This window comes from Flavobacterium sp. JP2137 (genome assembly GCF_050562195.1).
Classification (GTDB): Bacteria; Bacteroidota; Bacteroidia; order Flavobacteriales; family Flavobacteriaceae; genus Flavobacterium.
The window spans coordinates 770,288-791,315 of the sequence record NZ_CP191647.1 but is presented as its reverse complement, the minus strand read 5'-3'; the positions used below and the strand labels follow the sequence as shown (position 1 = coordinate 791,315).

General features: G+C 44.8%; 26 protein-coding genes. All 26 read left to right on the top strand.

The features are described from left to right. Positions 1 to 27 precede the first annotated feature (27 nt). The 26 genes from ACQZ43_RS03515 to ACQZ43_RS03390 all read left to right on the top strand — a co-directional run bounded on the left by ACQZ43_RS03515 (position 28) and on the right by ACQZ43_RS03390 (position 21,026). Positions 28 to 1,548 carry an HAL/PAL/TAL family ammonia-lyase gene (locus ACQZ43_RS03515; protein ID WP_430614495.1) on the top strand — a complete coding sequence of 507 codons (1,521 nt, stop codon included), beginning with the start codon at positions 28 to 30 and terminating at the stop codon, positions 1,546 to 1,548. 316 nt (positions 1,549 to 1,864) lie between these two features. Further along, positions 1,865 to 2,596, top strand: coding sequence for a 3-oxoacyl-ACP reductase FabG (fabG, locus tag ACQZ43_RS03510; RefSeq protein ID WP_430614493.1), 732 nt, complete (start codon positions 1,865 to 1,867; stop codon positions 2,594 to 2,596). Positions 2,597 to 2,601: 5 nt separating this feature from the next. After that, a complete protein-coding gene (locus ACQZ43_RS03505; protein WP_430614491.1) occupies positions 2,602 to 3,837 on the top strand; it encodes a beta-ketoacyl-[acyl-carrier-protein] synthase family protein in 1,236 nt (411 codons plus the stop codon). After that, positions 3,830 to 4,081 carry a phosphopantetheine-binding protein gene (locus ACQZ43_RS03500; RefSeq protein ID WP_430614490.1) on the top strand — a complete coding sequence of 84 codons (252 nt, stop codon included), beginning with the start codon at positions 3,830 to 3,832 and terminating at the stop codon, positions 4,079 to 4,081. Before ACQZ43_RS03505 ends, ACQZ43_RS03500 begins: the two co-directional genes overlap by 8 nt. Positions 4,082 to 4,095: 14 nt before the next feature. Continuing rightward, a complete protein-coding gene (locus tag ACQZ43_RS03495; protein ID WP_430614489.1) occupies positions 4,096 to 4,974 on the top strand; it encodes a lipid A biosynthesis acyltransferase in 879 nt (292 codons plus the stop codon). A gap of 10 nt (positions 4,975 to 4,984) precedes the next feature. Further along, on the top strand, positions 4,985 to 5,893 hold the full coding sequence (locus tag ACQZ43_RS03490) for a dialkylrecorsinol condensing enzyme DarA (protein ID WP_430614488.1): 909 nt from the start codon (positions 4,985 to 4,987) through the stop codon (positions 5,891 to 5,893). A gap of 6 nt (positions 5,894 to 5,899) precedes the next feature. Beyond that, positions 5,900 to 7,033, top strand: coding sequence for a beta-ketoacyl-ACP synthase III (locus ACQZ43_RS03485; protein ID WP_430614487.1), 1,134 nt, complete (start codon positions 5,900 to 5,902; stop codon positions 7,031 to 7,033). 2 nt (positions 7,034 to 7,035) lie between these two features. After that, a complete protein-coding gene (locus tag ACQZ43_RS03480; protein ID WP_430614486.1) occupies positions 7,036 to 7,470 on the top strand; it encodes a hypothetical protein in 435 nt (144 codons plus the stop codon). Between the two features lies 1 nt (position 7,471). Beyond that, on the top strand, positions 7,472 to 7,939 hold the full coding sequence (locus tag ACQZ43_RS03475; RefSeq protein WP_430614485.1) for an ABC transporter permease: 468 nt from the start codon (positions 7,472 to 7,474) through the stop codon (positions 7,937 to 7,939). 85 nt (positions 7,940 to 8,024) lie between these two features. Further along, complete coding sequence (locus ACQZ43_RS03470; protein WP_430614483.1) at positions 8,025 to 8,432, top strand: hypothetical protein; 408 nt, start codon at positions 8,025 to 8,027, stop codon at positions 8,430 to 8,432. Next, positions 8,432 to 9,427 (top strand): BtrH N-terminal domain-containing protein, encoded by a 996-nt coding sequence (locus ACQZ43_RS03465; protein ID WP_430614482.1) that lies wholly within the window; start codon positions 8,432 to 8,434, stop codon positions 9,425 to 9,427. Before ACQZ43_RS03470 ends, ACQZ43_RS03465 begins: the two co-directional genes overlap by 1 nt. Beyond that, complete coding sequence (locus ACQZ43_RS03460; RefSeq protein WP_430614481.1) at positions 9,428 to 10,186, top strand: ABC transporter ATP-binding protein; 759 nt, start codon at positions 9,428 to 9,430, stop codon at positions 10,184 to 10,186. Next, positions 10,176 to 11,459, top strand: coding sequence for an ABC transporter permease (locus tag ACQZ43_RS03455; protein ID WP_430614480.1), 1,284 nt, complete (start codon positions 10,176 to 10,178; stop codon positions 11,457 to 11,459). The genes ACQZ43_RS03460 and ACQZ43_RS03455 overlap by 11 nt, the downstream gene beginning before the upstream one ends. After that, positions 11,434 to 11,880 (top strand): acyl-CoA thioesterase, encoded by a 447-nt coding sequence (locus ACQZ43_RS03450; protein ID WP_430614479.1) that lies wholly within the window; start codon positions 11,434 to 11,436, stop codon positions 11,878 to 11,880. The genes ACQZ43_RS03455 and ACQZ43_RS03450 overlap by 26 nt, the downstream gene beginning before the upstream one ends. Before the next feature lies 1 nt (position 11,881). Further along, entirely contained in the window at positions 11,882 to 13,003 is a 1,122-nt protein-coding gene (locus ACQZ43_RS03445) for a beta-ketoacyl-[acyl-carrier-protein] synthase family protein (protein ID WP_430614478.1), read from the top strand. Position 13,004: 1 nt separating this feature from the next. Continuing rightward, a complete protein-coding gene (locus tag ACQZ43_RS03440) occupies positions 13,005 to 13,610 on the top strand; it encodes a 3-oxoacyl-ACP synthase (protein ID WP_430614477.1) in 606 nt (201 codons plus the stop codon). A gap of 5 nt (positions 13,611 to 13,615) precedes the next feature. After that, the gene (locus ACQZ43_RS03435) at positions 13,616 to 13,873 is read left to right on the top strand and encodes a phosphopantetheine-binding protein (protein WP_430614476.1); all 258 of its coding nucleotides are present in this window, start codon (positions 13,616 to 13,618) and stop codon (positions 13,871 to 13,873) included. Next, positions 13,873 to 15,090: a beta-ketoacyl-[acyl-carrier-protein] synthase family protein gene (locus ACQZ43_RS03430; protein WP_430614475.1), complete on the top strand. Its 1,218-nt coding sequence runs from the start codon at positions 13,873 to 13,875 to the stop codon at positions 15,088 to 15,090. Before ACQZ43_RS03435 ends, ACQZ43_RS03430 begins: the two co-directional genes overlap by 1 nt. 58 nt (positions 15,091 to 15,148) lie before the next feature. Next, a complete protein-coding gene (locus ACQZ43_RS03425; protein ID WP_430614474.1) occupies positions 15,149 to 16,189 on the top strand; it encodes a beta-ketoacyl synthase N-terminal-like domain-containing protein in 1,041 nt (346 codons plus the stop codon). After that, complete coding sequence (locus ACQZ43_RS03420; protein ID WP_430614473.1) at positions 16,183 to 16,989, top strand: polysaccharide deacetylase family protein; 807 nt, start codon at positions 16,183 to 16,185, stop codon at positions 16,987 to 16,989. Before ACQZ43_RS03425 ends, ACQZ43_RS03420 begins: the two co-directional genes overlap by 7 nt. A gap of 38 nt (positions 16,990 to 17,027) precedes the next feature. After that, positions 17,028 to 17,657 carry an outer membrane lipoprotein carrier protein LolA gene (locus ACQZ43_RS03415; RefSeq protein WP_430614472.1) on the top strand — a complete coding sequence of 210 codons (630 nt, stop codon included), beginning with the start codon at positions 17,028 to 17,030 and terminating at the stop codon, positions 17,655 to 17,657. Beyond that, entirely contained in the window at positions 17,635 to 18,240 is a 606-nt protein-coding gene (locus ACQZ43_RS03410; protein ID WP_430614471.1) for a hypothetical protein, read from the top strand. The genes ACQZ43_RS03415 and ACQZ43_RS03410 overlap by 23 nt, the downstream gene beginning before the upstream one ends. 10 nt (positions 18,241 to 18,250) lie before the next feature. Next, entirely contained in the window at positions 18,251 to 18,850 is a 600-nt protein-coding gene (locus ACQZ43_RS03405; RefSeq protein ID WP_430614470.1) for an outer membrane beta-barrel protein, read from the top strand. A gap of 136 nt (positions 18,851 to 18,986) precedes the next feature. Continuing rightward, positions 18,987 to 19,361, top strand: coding sequence for a 3-hydroxyacyl-ACP dehydratase (locus ACQZ43_RS03400; RefSeq protein ID WP_430614469.1), 375 nt, complete (start codon positions 18,987 to 18,989; stop codon positions 19,359 to 19,361). A gap of 1 nt (position 19,362) precedes the next feature. Further along, on the top strand, positions 19,363 to 19,842 hold the full coding sequence (locus tag ACQZ43_RS03395; protein WP_430614468.1) for a hypothetical protein: 480 nt from the start codon (positions 19,363 to 19,365) through the stop codon (positions 19,840 to 19,842). A gap of 14 nt (positions 19,843 to 19,856) precedes the next feature. Further along, entirely contained in the window at positions 19,857 to 21,026 is a 1,170-nt protein-coding gene (locus tag ACQZ43_RS03390) for a DUF2062 domain-containing protein (protein ID WP_430614467.1), read from the top strand. Positions 21,027 to 21,028: the final 2 nt, after the last annotated feature.

Genomic DNA, 21,028 nt, shown 5'->3' with positions numbered 1-21,028 from the left:
ATTATAATCGTTAAAAATAACGCACCCATGAATACTTTAAACGAATACTTAAATTTAGAAGATTTTGCCAAAATTATTTTTAATAAAGACGCTTTTAGTCTTTCGGATAGTGTTTGGGAAAGGGTCGAAGAGAGTTTCGAGTTTTTAAAAGATTTTTCTAAAAACAAAATTATTTATGGGGTCAATACGGGTTTTGGTCCCATGGCACAGTATCGAATCGAAGAGGAAGACTGCATCAAACTGCAGTATAATTTAATTCGAAGTCATGCCACGGGTGTGGGGCAGCCCTTGACTCCGATTCAGGTAAAGGCGGCCATACTCGCTCGATTAAACAGCCTATCACTCGGTTATTCCGGAATCAATAAAACCGTTCTCAACCTGATGATGGAGTTGATCAATAGGGATATAACCCCGTTGATCTTTGCTCATGGTGGCGTTGGTGCCAGCGGCGATTTGGTGCAATTAGCCCATTTGGCCTTGGTGTTGATCGGAGAAGGTGAGGTGTTTTATAAAGGCGAACGCAGAGCGACCAAAGGGGTTTTTGAATTGGAGGGCTTGCAGCCGATAGAGATTAAAATCCGCGAGGGACTTTCGCTGATGAACGGTACTTCGGTCATGACCGGTATCGGGATCGTCAATTGGACACAGGCCGGAAAATTACTGGACTGGTCGGTAAAGATTTCCTGCGGTATCAACGAATTGGTTAGCGCTTATGACGATCATTATTCCCTGGAGTTAAACCATTCCAAATTGCATGTTGGACAACGGGCCATAGCGGCCAAAATGCGCGAGCACTTGAGCAGCAGCCAGTTGATTAAAAAAAGAGAAGAACACCTGTATACCGGCGAAAATCAAGAAAAGATTTTTAAGGATAAGGTACAAGAATATTATTCCATACGCTGTATTCCTCAGATTCTCGGACCGATTTCGGATACGATTGATCAGGTAGGAACCATATTGGAACAGGAGATAAATTCGGCCAACGACAATCCCATCGTCGACGTCAAAACCCAACAGGTGTATCACGGCGGGAATTTTCACGGCGATTACATCGCCTTGGAAATGGACAAGTTAAAGCTGGTGATTACCAAATTGACCATGTTGTCGGAGCGCCAGTTAAATTACCTGTTGAATTCAAAGATCAACGAAATATTACCCCCTTTTGTCAACTTGGGCAAATTGGGCTTTAATTTTGGTATGCAGGGCGCGCAATTTACCGCCACCTCTACTACAGCAGAAAACCAGGCCTTATCGACCTCGATGTATATTCACAGCATTCCGAATAACAACGACAACCAGGATATCGTCAGCATGGGAACCAATGCTGCCGTACTCTGCGCTAAGGTCATCGAAAATGCTTTTGAGGTTATGGCCATCGAACTGATTACCCTGGCACAGGCTTTAGACGCCTTGGGTTATCAAAATCGGGTTTCGGTCGAAACCAAGAAGTGGTACGACGAGATTCGAGCGATTATACCGGTATTCTCGGAAGACCAAGTGTTGTATCCGTATATCAAGCGCGTCAAAGATCATTTGATGGAATCTTAAGTAGGCGTACAGGCTGCTTTCGAGCAGTTCCAGATTTTGAACCGCAGCGGCCATTTTTAGGGCCAATGCACCGCGGTAGCTGCGTTTGTATGGCAATATCCCAACCGATTATTACAAGGGGCTCTGGGGGATAAGTGTTAAATGTTGGAAAAATACCGTCAAGTGTACTTTTAATTTTTAATTTTTGTATAATATTGGCACAGCTATTGCAAAATTAAATGATACCGCTGCGACAAGTTGCAAGCGGAGTCTCGATTGCCAAAGAGCAGTATAATAAAATATAGGGAAACAACAAAACTAATAAGGAATAATTACCATGAAATGTGCGTTAGTAACAGGAGGGTCTAGGGGTATAGGAAAAGCGATTTGTTTGAGATTTGCACAAGACAACAACTATCATTTGTTAATCAATTACCAATCGAACCTGCAAGCGGCGCAAGATACCTTGGCGGAAGTGATTGCTTTGGGAGCCACAGGCGAATTACTCGCCTTTAATGTAGGCGATTACGACGAGGTTAGCCAAGTGCTGACCGCTTGGACGGAAGCCAATCCGAAAGCGGTGGTGGAAGTCATTGTCAATAATGCGGGAATCACCAGAGACGGTCTTTTTATGTGGATGACACCCAGCGATTGGAAGCAGGTTATCGATACCAGTTTAGACGGTTTTTTTAACGTCACCAATTTCTTTATACAAAAGCTGCTTCGAAATCGCTACGGTAGAATTATCAATATGGTATCGGTTTCCGGACTAAAGGGAACCGCAGGACAAACGAATTATTCCGCTGCAAAAGGAGCGGTAATCGCCGCAACCAAGGCCTTGGCTCAAGAAGTTGCGAAGCGAAATATAACGGTGAATGCCGTGGCACCCGGTTTTATCAAAACAGAGATGACCGCGGGGCTCGATGAGGGGGAACTGATTAAACTCGTTCCGGCCAACCGCTTTGGCGAGGCAGAAGAAGTGGCGGAATTGGTCGCTTTCTTGGCATCGAAAAAAGCGAGTTATATAACGGGTGAAGTAATCAACATTAATGGTGGAATATATTCGTAAGAGATATGAAGGAGCGAGTAGTGATTACGGGAATGGGAATTTATTCTTGTTTGGGAACTTCCTTAGAAGAAGTGAAACAGTCTTTGTACGAGGGGAAATCGGGTATAGTGTTCGATCAAGAACGCAAGGAATTTGGTTTTAAGTCGGCATTGACCGGTATGGTTCCCAATCCAGACCTAAAGGCCCTATTGAATAGAAGACAGCGTTTGAGTATCGGTCAAGAGACCGAATACGCCTATTTGGCTACCTTGGAAGCCTTGGAAAACGCCGGCATTACACAGCAATACATCGATGAAAATGAGGTGGGTATACTCTACGGAAACGACAGCGTATCTCAGGCCATCATCGAATCAACAGATATAGTAAGAGCGAAGAAAGACACCTCTTTAATCGGATCGGGAGCGATTTTTAAATCGATGAACTCCACGGTAACCATGAATTTATCTACGGTTTTCCGCTTAAAGGGCATCAATATGACCATCAGTGCAGCCTGCGCCAGTGGGTCGCACTCACTCGGATTGGCTTTTACCCTAATCCGCGCGGGTTTACAAGACATGATTATCTGTGGCGGTGCCCAGGAAATCAACAAATACGGCATGGCGAATTTTGACGGCTTAGGGGTTTTTTCTCCGAATGAGCAAAATCCGACCTTGGCCTCCAAGCCCTTTGACGCCAAACGCGACGGACTAGTGCCCAGCGGAGGTGCAGCAACCTTGGTCGTGGAGAGCTACAGCTCGGCCATAAAAAGGGGCGCTCCCATAGTGGCGGAAATCTTGGGCTATGGATTTTCTTCCAATGGCGGCCATATTTCCAGTCCCAACGTAGAAGGCCCGGCTTTGGCGATGAAACGCGCCATAGAACAGGCCGGACTGCAACCCAGCGATATCGCATATATCAATGCCCATGCCACATCCACACCCATAGGTGATGCCAATGAAGCCAAGGCTATCTTTGAGGTCTTTGGCGATACACAGCCCTATGTAAGCTCGACAAAATCGATGACAGGGCACGAATGTTGGATGGCCGGTGCCAGTGAAATTATTTATTCCAATTTGATGATGCAGCACGATTTTATTGCGCCAAACATCAATTTTGAGAACCCAGATGAAGATTCTTCCCGTCTAAATATAGTTAGGGAAACGTTAAATAAAGAATTTGACATATATTTGTCCAATTCTTTTGGATTCGGTGGAACCAATTCCGCCTTAGTGATAAGAAAAATACAGAAAGACCATGAATAACCAAGATGTTTTAGAGAAAATTAATGCCATTTTAGTTGATGAATTTGAAGTGGACTCCACCATTATCGCTCCGGAAAATAATTTAAAGGCGACCCTGCAATTGGACAGCTTGGATTATGTCGATTTAGTGGTTATTATCGAGGCTAATTTCGGGGTAAAACTGACAGAGGTAGACTTTGTAAACGTGGTGACCTTTGAAGATTTTTATGCCCTAATTGAAAACAAGTTGTTATTGACAAACTAATACTTTAAAAAAACATGAGTCAATGGGACGGCAAGTCTAAAGGGACTCTTTTAGGCTACAAAATATTCGTATTTTGTATAAAGAAATTGGGAATTAGAACGGCTTATGCCGTTCTAATTTTTGTATCGCTATATTATTTTTTATTTTCAAAAACCAGCAATCGGTATTTGTGGTATTACTTAAACAGCCGATTGCGGTATTCCGCTATAAAGTCGTTCTGGTCTATGTATAAAAGCTATTTTTCCTTTGGAAAAATACTGATTGATAAAACGGCGATATCCGCGGGTTTACGCCATAAATTCACCTATGATTTTGATGGAATCCACATCTTAAGAGATTTGGTCGCCCAAAAAAAAGGAGGAGTTTTGATTAGCGCGCACGTGGGAAATTTTGAGATAGCCGAATATTTTTTAGCCGATTTGGAATTTGATAGTCCGATTAATTTAGTGACGACCGATCAGGAACACAGCCATATAAAAGCCTATCTAAACAGCGTGTCGCAGCGCTCGTCGATAAAATTTATAATTGTGCAAGACGATTTGTCGCATATTTTTGAAATCAATAATGCCTTAAACAACAATGAGTTGATTTGTTTTACAGGCGATCGTTATTTTGAAGGCTCAAAAGTGATGTCGGAGGAACTACTTGGAAAAAAAGCCCTATTCCCCTCGGGGCCCTTTCTAATCGCCTCCAGGCTTCAAGTGCCCGTTGTCTTTGTCTATGTGATGAAAGAACCGCGTTTGCACTATCACTTATACGCCAGGCAAGCGACGGCCAAACATCGAGATGCTCAAGCACTCTTAAAAGAGTACTGTCACAGTGTCGAAGATATTTTGAAGAAATACCCCTTACAGTGGTTTAATTATTTTGATTTCTGGAAGTATAAGGGTTAATTATAATGCAATGAAAAAAGTACTGGTAATTTATTATACGCAATCTGGACAGCTGAGGTCCATCGTCGAGCAATTGACCAAGCCGTTGGGTTCAGATAATGAGGTAGAAGTAGATTATCTGGAAATTAAAATGAAGAAACCCTTTGATTTCCCCTGGGAAAAAGAGGCTTTTTTCGATGCTTTTCCAGAGTCTTTTCAACAGCTACCCGCTGAAATAGAGCCGCCATCGGCGCCGATACTTCAACAGAAATACGACTTGGTCATCTTGGGTTATCAAGTGTGGTATTTAACGCCTTCCATTCCTATCAATTCTTTTTTAAAGAGCCCGTATGCCAAAACCCTATTGGGCAATACGCCTGTGGTTACGGTTAGTGGCAGTCGGAATATGTGGGTTATGGCGCAGGAGAAAGTCAAGGTTTTACTCAAACAAAATCAGGCGCAATTGGTGGGAAACATCGCTTTGGTCGATCGGGCGGTCAACCTGATTAGCGTGATTACCTTGGTCGATTGGATGTTTACGGGGGTTAAAAAACGCCTGGGCGGCATACTGCCTTTGCCCGGTGTTTCGGACAGCGAAATACAAAACAGTGCGGTCTTTGGACAAGTGATTTTGAAATACCTCAAGAGGTCAAGCTTTATAGGGCTTCAAGACGAATTGCTTCAAAATAAGGCTGTTGAGGTCCGTCATTTTTTGGTTTCTATGGACAAAAAAGCTAATAAAATGTTTACTTTGTGGTCGGGGATGATCATTTCTAAAACCCCCCAAGCGAGAAAGCGATGGTTAAGGGTTTTTAACTATTATTTGTTTTTCGCTATATGGGTGTTATCGCCGATCGTGCATTTGATTCATTTGATTTTATATCCTCTTTTTTATGTAAAGACAAAGAGGGAAGAACAATATTATAAAGGAATACAGTAAGGAACTATGTCAGGAGTATACATCAATAAAATATCGAAGTTTTTGCCCAATGCGCCCGTTTCCAACGAGGAGATGGAAGCGGTACTCGGCAAGATTAACGATACGGAATCCAAGGCGAGGCGAATTGTCTTGCGCAATAACGGAATTAAAAACCGCTATTATGCGATAGACGCCCAAGGGCAATTTACACACAGCAATGCTGAGTTGACTTATTTGGCCGTGCAGCAGTTGTTCGATGCCCATTTTTCTGCCAACGACATGGAAGTACTGTCTTGCGGTACCTCGACTCCCGATCACCTGTTGCCCTCACATGCGGCCATGGTACACGGTTTGTTAAAAAACCGCCCGTTGGAATTAAATTCTTCCTCGGGCGTGTGTTGTTCGGGTATGAATGCGCTGAAATACGGCTATTTGGCGGTTAAGTCAAAGAGTGCTAAAAACGCCGTGTGTACGGGTTCGGAACGGGTTTCCAGCTGGATGATCGCCGACCGATTTACCAAGGAAATCGAAAACCTCAAAGAGCTGGAGCAGCAGCCGATCATCGCCTTTAAAAAAGACTTTTTAAGGTGGATGTTGTCGGATGGTGCTGCGGCTTTTCTGTTGGAAGACCAGGCCAAAGGCCCCATTTCGCTGCGCATTGAGTGGATGGAATCCTATTCCTTCGCCCATGAGCTAGAAGCCTGTATGTATGCCGGTGGCGATAAATTGGACGACGGCAGCATCAAGCCGTGGAGCGATTATCCCGCAGACGAATGGCTAAACCAGTCGGTCTTTGCCTTAAAGCAAGACGTCAAGGTACTCAACGAAAACATTTTGATAAAAGGGGTGGAAAGCATGGCAGCAGCCATGGAGAAACACGGTTTAACACCCGACGATATCGATTATTTCCTTCCCCATGTGTCTTCGCATTACTTTGTAGATGGACTCTATCAAAAGTTTGCAGAAGCCGGTTTGGAAATAGCAAAAGACAAATGGTTTATGAACCTGCATAAGGTTGGAAACGTCGGTTCGGCTTCGATCTATCTGATGTTAGAAGAGCTGATGAATTCGGGACAATTGAAGTCCGGCGATCGCATTTTGCTTTCCGTTCCGGAAAGCGGACGTTTTTCCTATGCCTATGCCTATTTAAAAGTGTGTTAGATATGGATGTGAATTTACCTATAGTGGACCGCGAGCAAATTGCACAACTCATTCCGCAACGCGACCCGATTGTTATGGTCGATACGTTGTGGTCTTTTGGGCAAACACAGGTCGTGGCCGGATTAACCGTTATGGGAAACAATATATTGGCCGACGCAGGCGTATTGCAAGAAGCGGGTCTTATAGAACACATGGCACAGACCGTGGCATTGCACACGGGTTACGATTTCTTTTGCAAAGGCTTGGTCGCTCCGGTGGGATATATCGGATCGATTAAGGAGATTGTTATTTATCGCTTGCCTCGCGTATCCGATAAAATTGTCAGTACCGCCCATATCTTACAAGAGTTTATGGGAGTTACTCTAGTAGAAGTAGAAACCACCCTCAACGGGGAGGTTTTGGCCAAAGGGCAGATGAAAACAGTTGTAGCACAATAGTATGAAAGCTTTGGGAAATCAAAAAAAGATTGAAATCAAAAATTATCTGCCGCATTGCAAACCGATGTTGATGGTCGATATTATTTCGGAGATTACCAACGAGCGGGTAAAGACCAGCTTTTACATAGAACCCGACACGGTTTTTTTGGATAACGGCGCCTTTGTAGAAGCAGGTCTAATTGAAAATGCCGCCCAAACCTGTTCGGCTATAGTAGGGCAATCCTATTTTTTCGACGAAAACCAACAGGAAATCAAAGGCGCGAATATATTGGGGTTTATCAGTTCGATTAAAAACCTGCAGATATACGGCCTGCCAAGAGTAGGAAACACCATAGAAACCAAGGCGGTATTGGCCTCTAAATTCAATGCAGCAACCTATTCTATTTGTACCATGCAGGTCGTGACCTACTTGGATCAGGTGAAGTTATTGGATGCGGAAATCAATTTATTATTGCAAAAAAATCAATAGCATTCGCATACCCTGCGATGGATAGCGCAAGTGTCGATCAGTAGATACCAATCGGTGGGCTGTCACAAAAAATAAAGAGCGAGATATGAAAAAATCGGAAGTTCCTCAAGATAAGAGTAGTTTGGAAAAAGTTCAAGTTAAAGAGCTTTGTTATGCCGTAGATGATCAAGGGAATTACACCACCGAATTGAGTAGCGGTTGGGAGCCCAAAAGCATCGTTCAGCACGAAACACTGCAGCTTTTACAAGAGCGCATTGAGCAGTCAAAAAGCGATGTTAGAAATCAATTGGTCAGCCCGATTGTCTATTATATGGAATTGCACCGCATGGATTGGAGCACCCTTGCCGCCTATGTGAATATGTGGGTATGGCGGGTGAAACGCCATGCGAAACCAGCGGTTTTTAAAAAATTAAATCAAAAAATCCTTCAGCGCTATGCCGATATATTCGACATCGAGGTGGAGGAGTTAAAAAATTATAAGGGAGAAGATTAATGCAACTAGAATTCACGCATCATCAGTCGGCACATTGTGAAAATGGAGTAGCCTCTAATTTGCTCAAAAACAAAGGAATCGAGATTAGTGAACCCATGGTATTTGGCTTGGGTTCGGGGCTTTTCTTCGTGTATTTACCCTTTATAAAAGTCAATCATGCACCCGCCATTAGCTATAGACCCTTGCCGGGGCTTATCTTTAACCGGGTGGCCAAGCGATTGGGAATCAAGGTTAAGCGAATTAAGTTTTACGATAAGGCGAAAGCCCAAAGCGTATTGGAACAGAATTTACAAGACGATATTCCCTCGGGATTGCAAGTAGGGGTGTATCATTTGACCTATTTTCCCGACGAGTATAAATTCCATTTTAACGCACATAATTTGGTGGTATACGGCAAGATAGACCAGGAGTTTTTGGTTAGCGACCCCGTGATGGAAGAGGTGACTCGATTGACGGAAAAAGATTTGGAACGCGTGCGTTTTGCCAAGGGGGCTTTTGCCCCCAAGGGACAGATATATTATCCGGTTTACATACCGGAACAAATCGATTGGGAACGCGCCATTAAAAAAGCGATTAAAAAAACCTGCAACGACATGCTGGCTCCCGTTCCTATAGTGGGCGTTCGCGGTATGCGTATGGTGGCTAAGAGCATTTTAAAATGGCCGCAGAAACAAGGCGTGAGAAAAGCGAATCACTACCTGGCGCAAATGGTGCGTATGCAAGAGGAAATCGGTACCGGAGGTGGTGGTTTCCGATTTATATACGCCGCTTTTTTACAAGAAGCCTCGGTGGTTTTAAACAATCCGCAATTGCGGGAACTCGCCCTGGAGATGACCCATATCGGCGACCTATGGCGCGATTTTGCTGTAGAAGCCGCCCGGGTGTATAAAAAGCGCAGCAACCAAGAAGATGTTTATCAGTTGCTGTCGAATTTGGTATTGGATTTAGCCAATCTGGAAGAACAATTTTTTAAAAAATTAAAAAAAGCCGTATAAGTGAGTAGTCCTCCTATCATACATATTGAAAAACTGTATAAACAATACAAGGAAGCAACAACCTTTGCCATCCACAACCTAAACCTCGCAATCGATCAAGGCGAGATTTACGGTTTGTTAGGACCTAATGGCGCGGGAAAAACTAGCCTGATTGCCATGCTCTGCGGTCTGTTGAGTCCGACCTCGGGCAGCATGACGCTCATGGGATGGAATTACGGCCAACAGCCGCGTGCTATCAAGAGCAATATCGGCGTAGTACCTCAGGAATACGCCCTGTATCCCACGCTAACAGCACGGGAAAACCTCATGTATTTTGGCAGTATGTACGGCCTAAAGGGAAAAATACTCAAAGAACGCGTAACCCACAGTCTCGAAGTCTTGGGACTAACGGCCTTTGCCGATAAAAGAGTAGAAACCTTTTCCGGTGGTATGAAGCGCCGAGTCAATCTGATTGCCGGAGTGTTACACCAACCCAAATTATTGTTTTTGGACGAACCTACCGTTGGGGTAGACGTGCAGTCAAAAACGGCTATTATCCAGTTTTTACAGCAGCTCAACGCCCTGGGAACCACCATTATTTATACGTCGCACCACTTGGTCGAAGCACAGGAGTTTTGTACTAAAATTGGCATTATCGATCAGGGACAGCTCTTTGTACAAGGCACACCCAACGAATTGATCGCTCAAACCGCTGGCGCAAAAAACTTGGAAGATGTCTTCCTTTCAGTAACCGGAAAAACCTTGCGCGATGTGGTATAAATTGGGAATGTCTATAAAAAAGGAATTGCTGCTGCTAAAAAGAGATTTTGGCGGGCTGATTATCCTGTTTGTGATGCCCGTAATTCTTGTGGTCACGGTAACCCTAATTCAAAACAGCTCATATCAGGCGATATCCGATCGTAAACTGCCGATTATTTTGGTCGATAACGACGGGGGAAGCATTGCCGATACGATAAAAAAACAAATCAATGCCTCGGGTACTTTTGAGTGGATCGATCAAATCGACGGCCAAGCCATTACCGAAGAAACGGCCAAGAAAGCCGTGAATAAGGGAACCTATCAGATGGCTTTGGTACTGCCTGCGCAGTTGTCGGCAGACTTAAAGGTCAAGATCGATCAAAACGTAGAAAAAATACTGGAGGAATTTAGCATGGCTACGGCGAATGTCGATATCGATAGAATAGTTACCGATAAGGAAATCCATTTGTATTTCGATCCCGCCACGCAAAATTCGTTTAAAGAAGGCATTAAAAACGCCATCGACCGAATGATTGCACAAACGGAAAACCAACTGATTTACGCGGCGTTTCAACAGAGCCTAGGCGAGGGTACCGCGCCCTTGGTAGGCAGTGTCAAGGATTTTATTCAATTTAAGGAGATGTCGCCGCTCTTGGAGCAGCAACCGATCAAGCCCAATTCGGTACAGCACAATGTACCCGCTTGGAGCCTGTTTGCCATTTTCTTTATCATGGTTCCGCTGTCGATCAATATGGTTAAGGAAAAAACCTTGGGCACTCAAGTGCGCTTGCTTTGCAATCCGACACCGACCTATGTATTGCTCGCGGGCAAAACCATTACTTACCTGCTGATTTGCCTGTTGCAATTTTACTTAATCGTCCTGGTAGGTCGGTTTGTATTTCCGCAGTTGGGCCTGCCGCAATTTGAGGTACAGGGGTATTTTATATTGCTGAGCATCATGACGCTTTTTGCGGGATTGGCCGCCATTGGACTCGGTATCATACTGGGAACACTGGCCAAAACACAAGAGCAATCTTCGCCTTTTGGCGCTACGTTTGTCGTTATTTTGGCTGCGGTAGGCGGGGTGTGGATTCCGGTTTTTGCCATGCCCGAACTGATGCAGTACGTATCGAAATTGTCGCCTATGAATTGGGCGCTGAGCGGTTACTACGACATCGTATTGCGCAACGGCTCCCTGCTGGATATCGCGCCGGAAATTGCCCTGTTGTTTTTATTTTTTGTATTCATGGTTATTATAGCAATTTTATATGATAAAAGGAAAAGAGCTGTATAGAGAAATACCCGAGTTAACGGTGACTAGCGAGATACGCGTGCGCTTTAACGAAACCGATGCCTTGGGCATCGTTTGGCACGGCAACTACATCAGCTATTTTGAAGACGGCAGAGAAGCCTTCGGACGCGCACACCAAATAGCCTATTTGGACGTGATGAGAAACGGATACAGCACCCCGATTGTCAAGTCGGTTTGCGAACATAAATTGCCGCTTAAATACGGCGATACCGTACGTGTAGAAACCCGTTTTGTCGATACACCAGCGGCAAAAATGATCTTTAGATACCGCCTGTTTAACGCGGATGATAAAGTGGTCTGTACCGGTGAAACCACACAGGTTTTCCTCGATCAGGAGGGCAACCTATCGTTGAATATTCCCGCGTTTTTTGAAGCGTGGAAAAAAGAAATAGGGCTGTTGTAATATGAAGAAGGTTTATATCAATCAAGCGAATTGTATCTCTCCTCTGGGCTTTGGCCTGGAAGCCAATTGGACCGCGATACAAGAGGGGAAAACGGGAATTGCTCGAGTGCCCCAATTGGGCAGCATCGAGCAGTTTTACGCCGCTCGTATAGACGACGACCAATTGAATTGGGCACATCGGGCTTGGAATCAATCCAAAGCGGACGACAGCCGCTTGGAGAAAATGCTGTTTTTGGCCTTGGATCCCCTGGTTCGAACCAACGGTGTCGGCAGCGATACTGCCTTGATAATTTCGACGACCAAGGGGAATATCGGCTTTTTAAAAACCGCCGATCCGACGCAGGCCGATTTAAACCTATTGGCCGCAAAAATCGGGGAGCGCTACGGGTTTAAAACCCAGCCTATAATTGTTTGCAATGCCTGTGTATCGGGGGTAATGGCCTTGTCTGTAGCCAAGCGACTCCTTCAAATGGAGCTGTTCGCATCGGCCTATGTCGTGGCAGCAGATGAGATTTCGGAGTTTGTGGTTTCGGGTTTTGCCTCCTTTCAAGCGATCAGCGCCACGCCGTGCAAGCCCTACGACAAAGACCGATCGGGCGTGAGCCTGGGCGAAGCCGCGGCGGCGGTATACATCGCTACCGAGCCCGCTGCACACGCGATACAAATACTCGGCGACGCCTCCATAGGCGATGCCAATCACATATCGGGGCCCTCCAGAACCGGAGAAGGCCTCTACCAAAGTATTGAAAGAGCCCTGGCAGAAGCACAATGCGCCGGCACAGCAATCGACATGATCTCTGCGCACGGCACAGCAACCTTGTTTAACGACGAAATGGAAGCGATAGCCTTCAACCGATTGGGCATGCAACACATTCCCCTACACAGCCTAAAGGGTTATTACGGTCATACACTTGGCGCTTCTGGCTTGCTGGAAGTGGTTGTGGCGATGGAAGCCATGCACCGCAGCAGACAGCTATGCTGTAAGGGATTTGAAGAAATCGGCACTTCAGTAGCTTTAAACATCGCTACTCAGGCCGTACAACAACCGATTAACCGCGTGCTGAAAACGGCTTCCGGCTTTGGCGGAACCAATTCGGCTATCGTATTAGAAAAAGCGTATTAAAGTGAAAGAAAACGTGTATATATCCCATTATGCCACCATAGAAGCCGAACGGATCAGCGTGGACGGGCAAGAGGTTTACCAATTGAGCGAAGCCGCTTCTTTTGCCGCATTTGCCAAAGGGGCCTACCAGCATTTTTCCCTGGCTTATCCCAAATTTTTTAAGATGGATGCGCTGAGTAAATTGGCGATTCTAGGCGCGGAATGCCTGCTTAACGAGGGCGATCAGCAAGGGGATATCGCCGTGATTTTGGCCAACAAGTCGTCGAGCTTGGACACCGATATCAGACACCAAGAGAGCATTGCTTCGCCACTAGCCTTTTACCCCAGTCCGGCCGTATTTGTCTATACCTTGGCAAATATCTGCCTGGGCGAAATCAGCATCAAGCACCGCTTGCAGTCGGAAAACGCTTTTTTTATTGCGCCCGATTATCCGGTAGCGCTCATGCACACTTACGCCAACTACCTGCTGCAAACGCAAAAGGCCCAAAAGGTACTCTGCGGTTGGGTGGAATATTATCAAGAAACATACAAATTGGTGTTTTACCTGGTAGAACACCGAGGAACGAGAGAACACCATATAACAGAAATACAAAAAATCATAAATTAAAAAAAATGGAAAACTTAAAAGCAGAATTGAAAAACAAGATTGTAGAGGTTTTAAACTTAGAAGACATAGCCGTAGCCGATATTCAGGATAACGACCCTTTATTTGGCGATGGACTTGGTTTAGACTCGATCGATGCTTTGGAATTGATCGTTTTGATGGATAAGGATTACGGCATTAAATTGAGCGATCCCAAAGAGGGGAAAACGATTTTTCAATCGATAGCAACCATGGCGCAATACATACAGGCAAACAGAACAAAATAATGAAGCAGTATCAAGTCGCAGTTACGGGAATGGGAATTATTTCCGCCATTGGTACAACCGTGGCAGAAAATTTCGATTCGCTGCTACAAGGTCAGCATGGATTGAGCCGATTGACGCAGTTGGAAACGGTGCATCAATCGGATATCTATGTAGGCGAGGTCAAGTGGAGCAACCAAGAGTTGATCGACCGCTTGGCGCTGCCTGCGGATAACAGTTTTACCCGTACGGCTTTGTTGGGGGCTTATGCCGCCAAATGCGCCGTGGAAAGCGCTGGTATTAGCGATATCAATGCGGGTAAAACCGGTCTGATTTCGGCTACCAGTGTAGGGGGAATGGACTTTACGGAAAAGTATTTCTACGACTATTTTACCCGGCCCGAAACCCAGAAATACATCCACAGCCATAACGGAGGCGATAGCAGTAAGAAGATAGCCGATTATTTGGGTATAGACGGACTGGTGACCACCATTAGCACCGCCTGCTCCTCTGCTGCAAACGCCGTGATGATGGGCTGTAGACTGATTAAGTCGGGCAAGTTAGACCGCGTAGTGGTCGGTGGTGCCGATGCCTTGTCGAAGTTTACGATTAACGGCTTTAAAACCTTGATGATCCTGTCGGATGCGTATAACGCGCCCTTTGATCAACATAGAAAAGGCCTCAATCTGGGCGAAGCCGCAGCCTATTTGGTGCTGGAATCCGAAGAGATGGTGGCCCGCGACAACAAAACCGTTTTGGGCTATGTGGTCGGTTATGGCAATGCCAACGATGCCTTTCATCAAACTGCCTCGTCCGAACAGGGCGAAGGAGCCTTTTTGGCCATGCACAAAGCCTTGAAACTCGCCGGAATCGCACCCGAACAAATCGATTATATCAACGCGCATGGAACGGCAACGGGCAATAATGACCTGTCGGAAGGAAGGGCTTTGCTTCGCCTTTTTGATGGGAAGGTGCCCGATATGAGTTCGACCAAACCCTTTACCGGGCATACCTTGGCTGCAGCAGGTGGAATCGAAGCGGTTTATAGCCTGCTGTCCCTGCAAAACCAAGTGGTGTATCCGAATTTGAATTTTGTCACGCCCATGGAAGAGTTTAATTTGATCCCACAAACGCGTTTGCAACACAAGAAAATCGACTGCGTATTGTCCAATTCCTTTGGATTTGGAGGCAATTGTTCCACCTTGGTTTTTGCGAACAAAGGTGGCAACACCGGCTATTAAGAAACATACAAGTCGGTGTTGATTGTTTTAATTCACCATGAAAAAAGAAGAGCAACAGATGAAACAGGTATATATCAATGGAGTGGGAAGCGTATCCATTCAAGATCCACTTCGAGCATTGGATTTGGCTTCCTATGTTCCAATTGATCAAGCGATTACGTATGCGCAACAGCCCTCCTATAAGGAGCTAATCGCCCCAGCTATGCTGCGAAGAATGGCCAAAGGCGTTAAAATGGGCATTTATGCCTCACAAAAAGCCCTGGATCAGGCACAATTAGCCCAGCCAGAGGCCATAATTACCGGTACGGGTATGGGGTGTTTGGAAGATTCCGAGAAGTTTTTAAAGAGCATACTCGAAAACGACGAACAATACCTCACCCCAACCTCGTTTATACAGTCTACACACAATACCGTAGGCGCTCAAATTGCATTGCGTTTGCAGTGTAAAGGTTACAACTTTACCTACGTACATGCCGCAGTTTCCTTTGAATCGGCTTTGCTTGATGCCTTACTGCAAGTTCAGACCCAAGAACTGAATAATGCTCTGGTAGGGGGAATCGAAGAGATATCGGACTATACTTTAAGCCTGCTGCAACTGACGGAAATGGTCAATAAAGACTTTGATAAACCGTTTAAAGAAGGGGTTAATATAGGAGAAGGCGCAACTTTCTTGTGTCTGCAAAACGAAAAAACAACCGCCTCTTATGCCGAATTAGTAGATGTATCCATACAACATCGCATAGCGGTTGAGGATATTGGGGGTGCTGTTGAACAATTTTTGGCGCAGAACAAGATGCTTTCCGCTGATATTGATGTGGTGGTTCTTGGAGAAAACAGCGTAAACAGCCATCAAATTTATTTTGATCAAATCGTCGAAACCTGTCCGGCGGCAGCTCAAGTACATTACAAACACCTGATTGGAGAATACGATACCGCTTCGGCTTTTGGCGTCGTAGTCGCTAGTAGCCTGCTCAAAAATCAGGCGATTCCCGCCTCGGTTTTAAAGGGGGAGCAAACCACTACCGCGATTAAAAACGTATTGGTGTACAATCAATTGAGAGGAGAAGACCACAGCTTAATCTTGTTGACACAATGCTAAAACACCGCTATGTCCTTACGGTTTATTTGAGCGGCTTGCTGGGAATTGTCCTCGGCGCTGTCTTCTTGCAAACGAGCTGGTGGGGACTTTGTTGGTGGACGGGCTTGTTTTTAGGCCTGCTCGCCTGGGGCGCTTTTGATCTGAGACTCGGTTATTTTTTGCCGGTTTACTATCGAAATCCACGCGAAAAGCACAAGCGCATCGCCCTGACTTTTGACGATGGGCCCAGCGTGCATACCCAAGCGATTTTGGACTTGCTACAGCAGCATCGCGTACAAGCGACCTTTTTCTGCATTGGCAAAGAGGCGGAAAAACATCCGGATTTGGTGCGGAAAATACACGAGCAAGGACATCTCATCGGCAATCACACCTATACACACAGTAGGAATACCGGCTTTTTATCGGCAGACAAAATCGCCGATGAAATTCGCAAAACCGATCGGGTTATACACGCGATCATCGGTGTTAAACCGCGGTTATTTCGCCCGCCATTTGGGGTGAGTAACCCCCATATTGCTCGAGCGCTCCAAAAGACGACGCACGAGGTAATCGGATGGAACATCCGATCTTTGGATACCGTAATAACCGACGAACAAAAGATTCTAAAAAAAGTTATTTCCAAAATAAAACCCGGTAGTGTGTTGCTTTTTCACGACACTTCGCTTAGAACCGTTCGAATCGTGGAACAATTGTTGTTATTTCTTCAGGAGAATGCCTACCAAAGCGTTTCGGTAGCCGATTTGTTTGAATTGGAGGGCTATGCCAACGCGGCAGCGAAAGAACCCCAACAAAGGGGGTGATTTCCGGCCACACTAACGGACTAAAAATATTATTGATTATGAAAATACGAGTATTATTAGTATTACTGCTGATCTTTAGCCAAAGCATACGCGCCCAACAGCGCAGTATGAACGCGGCTGAAATAAAAGTGTTTAAGGAAACAACCGTAGCGGAAGCTAAAAAAATCAAAACCTTAACCACGGATTTTGTACAGTACAAACACATGAGCTTTTTGGATAAGGAAATCGTATCCGAAGGAAAGATGTCTTTGAAAACCCCAGGTAAGCTGTTGTGGCAATACGACAAGCCGTTTGTGTACAGCATCGTTTTTAAAGACAATAAAGTCTATGTCAACGACCAGGGAAAAAAGAATAAAATCGATTTGGGCAACAACAAGAAGTTTGAAAAAATCAATGCGCTTATCATGGGCAGTGTGAGCGGGAATATGTTTGACGAATCGGCTTTTGTCATCACTTATTTCAAAGATAAAAATCAGGATATTGCCAAATTAAAACCGAAATTAAAAGAAGTAAATAAGTATATAAAAGAAATTGTTTTATATTTTAGTAGCGATCAAAGTACGGTAAGTGAAGTAAAGCTCATCGAGCCTTCCGATGATTATACCCGGATAATTTTTAAAAACAAAAAGACCAATACCGCTCTAGATGATACGATATTTAATAATTAGCCTTTCACTGCTTCTGAGCCTAAACTCGTGCAAGCCCTTTCACATAGAGGGCAAGAATGCGACGGTGGTACAAGACACGGTGGTTAATAATTATTTCTCGGACTATCAGCAAGAAACGCTCTATCGGGCGCGTATAGAGGTCTATGGCAAGCAATTAACGGGTTTGTTTGTAGCCAAGCGCATCGGTGTGGCTACGCATCGAATGGTTTTTACCTCCGATTTTGGAAATACTCTTTTTGACTTTACCCTGGGCCCGGATTCTTTCCAAGCCAATTACGTGATGGACGATTTGAACAAAAAGATAATCCTGCGTGTTTTACAGCGGGACTTTGCCGCTTTAGTTCGAATTGATAATCCGGTCGACAAGCGATTGGATTTAGGCGAAAGCTGGGGATATGAGTCAAGTGAAGATCGCAAGTTCTTCCGCGTGAACAAAGAAAACGGCCAGTTGGAGAAGATCGTTCTCTACAGCAAATACAAGTCCAAAGTCGATGTGAGTTTTACGACAGCTGCGCAAGGTCAATTGCGAACAATTGAAATTATTCACCACCAAATCGATCTTAAAATTGTATTAACCGTTTAAAACAACAACAATGAAAAAAACGCTACTTTTATTTTGCCTATTAGGCTTTTTTCAGGCCAAGGCACAGGTTGGTTTTAGTCCCGGTATTCGAGCCGGTGCCAACTTTAGCAGCTTAAGCCACGTAGATAGCAATACCCGAACAGATTTTTATGTAGGCCTGGTTGGAGCTGTAAAACTCGCTCCCTTCTACACCCTGCAACCCGAGTTAAACTACTCGAGACAAGGGGCGAACGATATTCACTATCGCAATTACGACTGGATTCCCCCCGTAGGTCGTGAGCAGGAGTATGGCCAGCGAATGACAGGCAATTTGGCTTATCAGTATATGGGGGTAAGCATCATCAATAAATTCCACATCAAGAATTTTAACTTACAAGTAGGACCCGGATTGGATGTTATGGTCCAGGCGCCGGAATACATCACCAACGAAGTGGATTTGACCTTAAATCTCGGGGTCGGATATAAACTTACCGAGTCCTTAGGCATTGAAGCGCGCTTGAAAGTGGGTATGATCGACCCTTTTAACGATTACTTCGTCGACTTTGACGACAACCACGAATACATTACCAACAACGTGTTTCAAGTAGGCTTGTTTTACAAGTTTAAATAGCGCGCTTAGCAGCGGTTCATCGGGTGGTGTTAGTAGGCAAAGCACCTCCCGTTTTTATTTGAAAACCGCTTGTTTACATGCGAATAAAGGATGTATATTTGTAAAAAAGTAAGAATTTGTAATAGTTTAATTTGCGATGTTGTTAAAAGATTTTTATTCCGTTGAAAGTTTGGAGAAAAAGGACGATAAAAACTATATAGTCTGGATTAAACTCAACAAAACTCACGATATTTTTAAGGGACATTTTCCCAATAATCCCGTAACTCCCGGAGTTTGTATGATGCAAATCATCAAAGAACTATCCGAAGATTTTACCGGTCAAAAACTGTTTATGAGCGTGGTGAGCAACGTCAAATTTATGGCCTTAATCAATCCGGAAATTCACAGTGATTTACGACTCGAAATAAACCTGGCTACCGATGTAGACCAAGCGCAATACAAGGTTAAAACCACCGCTACTTACGAGCAAACCGTTGCCTTGAAAATGAGTACAACCTTTAAAATTGTATAAGATGAAGTTCCTTTTGATCCTATTTACCTTTGCTTTTAGCAGCACCACCACCGATTTGGGTGTGATTCGCGCGCATTTTAAAGTTGCCAATTCCTCTAAGGAAAAGGCTCAAGCCTTTTATGATCTGTTCGACGAACAGGGCTCGGCTTCAGCCTTGCACGAAGCTTATAGAGGAGCGGCCATAACGCTTAGAGCAAAAAACAGCAGCGATTTATTGCACAAGAAAAAATATGCGACAGAGGGGCTTACCATACTGGAAAAAAGCATCGCTCAAGAACCTAAAAATGTGGAGATGCGATTGATTCGCCTATCGATTCAAGAGCATGCACCCAGAATACTCAAGTACAGCAGCAACATAGAAGAGGATAGAAAAATGATAGTCGACGGGTATAAAAAAGAACCCAAATCCGTTCAGGAGCTGATCAAGGATTACAGCTTGCAGTCCAAGGTGTTCACCGAAGCGGACAAGCAAAATTTTTAAATAAAGCAGCAGTAATGAAGTCGGTATCCAGCATCACACAGACCATGCAAGAGTGCGGAATCTGCGTTATTATTCCCACTTATAACAACCCCAAAACACTTTCTCGTATACTGGAAGGTGTTTTGTGCTTTACCGACCAAATCATCGTGGTCAACGATGGCTCTACCGATCACACCCCGGATATATTGGCGGGCTATAGCGCGCTGTGTCAGATTCACTTTTCCGAGAATTGCGGCAAGGGCTATGCGCTGCGGCAGGGATTTAAAAAGGCGTTGGAACTCGGCTACAGCTATGCGATTACCATAGATTCAGACGGACAACACTTTCCCGAGGACATTCCCGTTTTTGTGGAGAAACACCTCGAGGCTCAAGAGGAGGTGCTTTGGATAGGGAGCCGCAACATGAGTCAAGATGGCGTACCCAAGAAAAGCAGTTTTGGCAATGCCTTTTCCAATTTTTGGTTTTGGTTTGAGACCGGTATTCAACTGACCGATACCCAATCGGGCTATCGCATGTACCCCCTAAATGCAATTCCGACGCGATATGTAACTCGAAAATTTGAATTCGAAATTGAAGTCATCGTGCGCACCGCATGGAAGCGAATTCCCGTCAAAAACGTACCGATAAACGTCTTGTACGACCCCTTGGAAAGGGTGTCGCACTTTAGACCGATCAAGGATTTTGCTCGAATCAGCCTCTTAAATACCGCATTGGTCTTGATCGCGTTGATCTATATTTTTCCGCGTAACTTCTTTTGCCAATTTAAAAAAAAAAGCTTTAAAAAATTCCTGCGTGAAGACCTGCTTGGCAGCGATGATTCGGCCGAAAAAAAAGCGCTTTCCATCGCTTTGGGCACCTTTATCGGTATAGCACCGCTATGGGGACTGCAATCTTTTCTGTCCATTTTTCTCGCCGCAATTTTTAGGCTAAACAAGGTCTTGTCCTTTGCGTTTTCCAATGTGAGCATTCCGCCAATGATTCCCTTTATCATTTACGGCTCTTTGCAAGTGGGCGGAATCTTTTATGTGTCGCAAACAAGTCTTAACTTTGAACAAATGTCGATAGACATGATTTCGGACCATCTGATACAGTATGTCGTCGGCAGTTTTATACTCGCGACTGTAGTAGCCACCGCATTCGGTTTTGCGGCCTATGCCTTGTTTCAGTTTTCAAAAAACAACTAGTT